The organism is Methanothermococcus sp. (genome assembly GCF_015523155.1).
In the GTDB taxonomy this organism is placed as follows: Archaea; AGJL01; Methanococci; order Methanococcales; family Methanococcaceae; genus Methanofervidicoccus.
Map to the genome: position 1 here is coordinate 1 of NZ_WAKW01000027.1, position 2,646 is coordinate 2,646.

A 2,646-nucleotide genomic window follows, 5' to 3' on the forward strand; every position below is an offset into this window, starting at 1 on the left:
GCGAAGCGAAGGAAATATATAAATCCCGAAGGGATTTTGAGGATTCATCCTCCCGTAGTGAAGCGAAGACCTAAAACTAACTTTTAAGTTTTCCTCACTATTGTTCAATGCTGATTAGAAAAACCTTCGGTTTAAACAAAACTCTTCGAGTTTTGTAGCTCGAAATCGGAGATTTCGATTTTGTTGCTCGCTTACTTCATAAGCGAAATGAAGGATTTTTTTAATTCCTTATCTTCGCGAAGCGAGGAGATTAAACAAAATGCTTCGCATTTTGTAGCTCACCAACTTTGTTGGTGATTTTAAAAATCTTTGATTTTTAAGACGGAAGGGGACTCCTTGCGGAATAAGTTAAAGATTATAAATATAAATTTAATTTAATTTTTTATATTGTTATATCTAAATATATTTTAAAAATATTAAAATGTATTGATTAATCAAAAGGTTTAAATATAATAATTTGGAATAGATACTCATATGGGTAAAAGTAGGTGAGAAAATGTTAGAAGCCTGTGGGTCAAAATGTAATATTATAAAAAATTTTATACCATCATGGTTTGCAGCTATAATGGGTACAGGTATTTTAGCTATATCGAGCTCAGCGTATTCATTGTATATTCCAATGTTAAGTAGTATTGCAGTTATATTGTTTTATTTAAATATAATAATGTTTTTTGCATTTATAATCCCATGGACTTTAAGATGGGTAATGTATCCTAAAAATGCCTTTGCTGATTTAAAACATCCGATATTAAGTTCATTTTATCCAACGGTTGCTGTGGGGATGCTTGTATTGGCATCAGACTTTATAGTCATAGGGCATAATATAGATATTGCAAAATACTTCTGGGCTTTTGGAGCTATTGGTATGTTGCTATTTAGCGTAATAGTTCCATACTATATGTTTAAATCAGAGGATATAAGGCTTGACCATGTGAATCCAGGTTGGTATATTCCACCAGTGGGTTTGATAGTTGTTCCGATAGCTGGAAGTTTGATAATGTCTCATTTGACTGGAATATGGCATGAATTAGCCCTATTTATTAATTATTATGGTTGGGGAACTGGATTTTTCTTATATTTAGCCATACTTGCGGTTGTAATGTATAGATTTATACTCCATAACCCCTTACCTTCTACATTAGCACCAACTATATGGATAAATTTGGGACCAATTGGAGCAGGTATTATTGCCCTCGTTAATTTAATAAAATATACACCATTTGTATCTATAAAAGAGCCTTTTTATGTATTTTCTTTGTTGTTTTGGGGTTTTGGATTATGGTGGGCTTTAATGGCAATATTAATGACAATACACTACTGTAAAAATCTAAAATTACCTTATGGTATGCCATGGTGGGCATTTATATTCCCTCTTGGGGCATATGTAACATCAAGTCATGTAATTTATGGGATATTTCCTTACCATATTATAGACTATATTGGTTTTGGATTATACTGGCTATTGTTTGGATTATGGGCAATCACATTTATAAAAACCGCAATATCAACATATCATGGATATCCATTTAAGGACAATTAAATATATGTTATACATGTGATAATTATTTAAATAAATTAATAAATTTTTATTTTATAGTATAATATATTTGATTTATAGGTGAAATAATGTTGTTTTTCCCAATGAATATGATGGAAAATTTTGGAATTATGGGGATTCCTTTTGGTTTCATGTTTTTTGGATTACTGTGGGCCGTAATAAGAATTTTAATATTTATATTGGTTGTTATAGATATACTTAAGAGGGATGATTTAGATACTCTTGAAAAGATTCTATGGCTATTGGTTGTCTGGTTTTTAGGAATAATTGGGGCTATAATTTATTATTTACTGTCCAAACGAAAAAATATTAAAAATTAAAAAAATAAAAGAAATAATTTGATAAGATGTATAAAAAAATGCATATCAAAGATGAAATTGGTGTAATAGGAATAGACGATGCACCATTTAATAGAAATGATAACGGGGCAATATTGATTGGAACATATTGCCGAGGAAACAGGATAATAGACGGCATTTATTTTAGGAGGATAAAAAGGGATAGAATGGATTCAACAGAAAAAATTGTTAAAATGGTCATGGGAAAACATAAAACAAAAATAAATGTTATATTTTTGGATGGCGTTACATTTGGGGGATTTAATATTGCAAATATTTATGAAATATATGAAAAAACTAGAATTCCAGTGGTTGCAGTTATGGATAGGATGCCAAATCGTCAAAAAATGATAGAGGCATTAAAAAAACATTTTGATGATTATGAAAAAAGAATCTCTCTTTTAAAATCATTTCCAGAGCCTGAAAAACTTAATGGAATATATGTTCAATATATTGGTATTGAAAAGGAGCTCTTAAAAATAGTAATTAAAAAAACACGATTAAAAAGCAAAATTCCAGAATGTTTAAGAATATCTCATTTAATAGGCAGGGGATTTTTAAATTTGTAGTCAATAAAAAAATAAAAACAAGATTATATCTAAAAAATAAAAAAATATTAATTAATAAGGAACAGGCAATCCCAATTCCTTCCTATGCTCGATTTCTTTACTATTTTTATCTTTTTTAGTTAATGCAAGTTTTTCAAGGATTCCTAAACCAAATTTACCTTCATCTATTGGTTTGGTTTCC

At 29.4% G+C, this 2,646-nt stretch carries 3 protein-coding genes and 1 pseudogene; 3 read left to right on the top strand and 1 reads right to left on the bottom strand.

Going from position 1 to position 2,646, the window contains the following annotated elements:
• Positions 1-496 precede the first annotated feature (496 nt).
• The 3 genes from tdt (at position 497) to F7B34_RS03175 (ending at position 2,465) form a co-directional block, all read left to right on the top strand.
• On the top strand, positions 497-1,540 hold the full coding sequence (gene tdt, locus F7B34_RS03165) for a tellurite-resistance/dicarboxylate transporter (protein ID WP_292460313.1): 1,044 nt from the start codon (positions 497-499) through the stop codon (positions 1,538-1,540).
• An 86-nt stretch (positions 1,541-1,626) separates the two neighbouring features.
• Positions 1,627-1,878 carry a PLDc N-terminal domain-containing protein gene (locus F7B34_RS03170; RefSeq protein ID WP_292460315.1) on the top strand — a complete coding sequence of 84 codons (252 nt, stop codon included), beginning with the start codon at positions 1,627-1,629 and terminating at the stop codon, positions 1,876-1,878.
• 26 nt (positions 1,879-1,904) lie between these two features.
• The gene (locus tag F7B34_RS03175) at positions 1,905-2,465 is read left to right on the top strand and encodes a DUF99 family protein (RefSeq protein ID WP_292460317.1); all 561 of its coding nucleotides are present in this window, start codon (positions 1,905-1,907) and stop codon (positions 2,463-2,465) included.
• 51 nt (positions 2,466-2,516) lie between these two features.
• Here F7B34_RS03175 and F7B34_RS03180 read toward each other — a convergent pair.
• Positions 2,517-2,646: pseudogene (locus F7B34_RS03180) on the bottom strand (coenzyme F420 hydrogenase subunit beta); the annotation flags it as partial.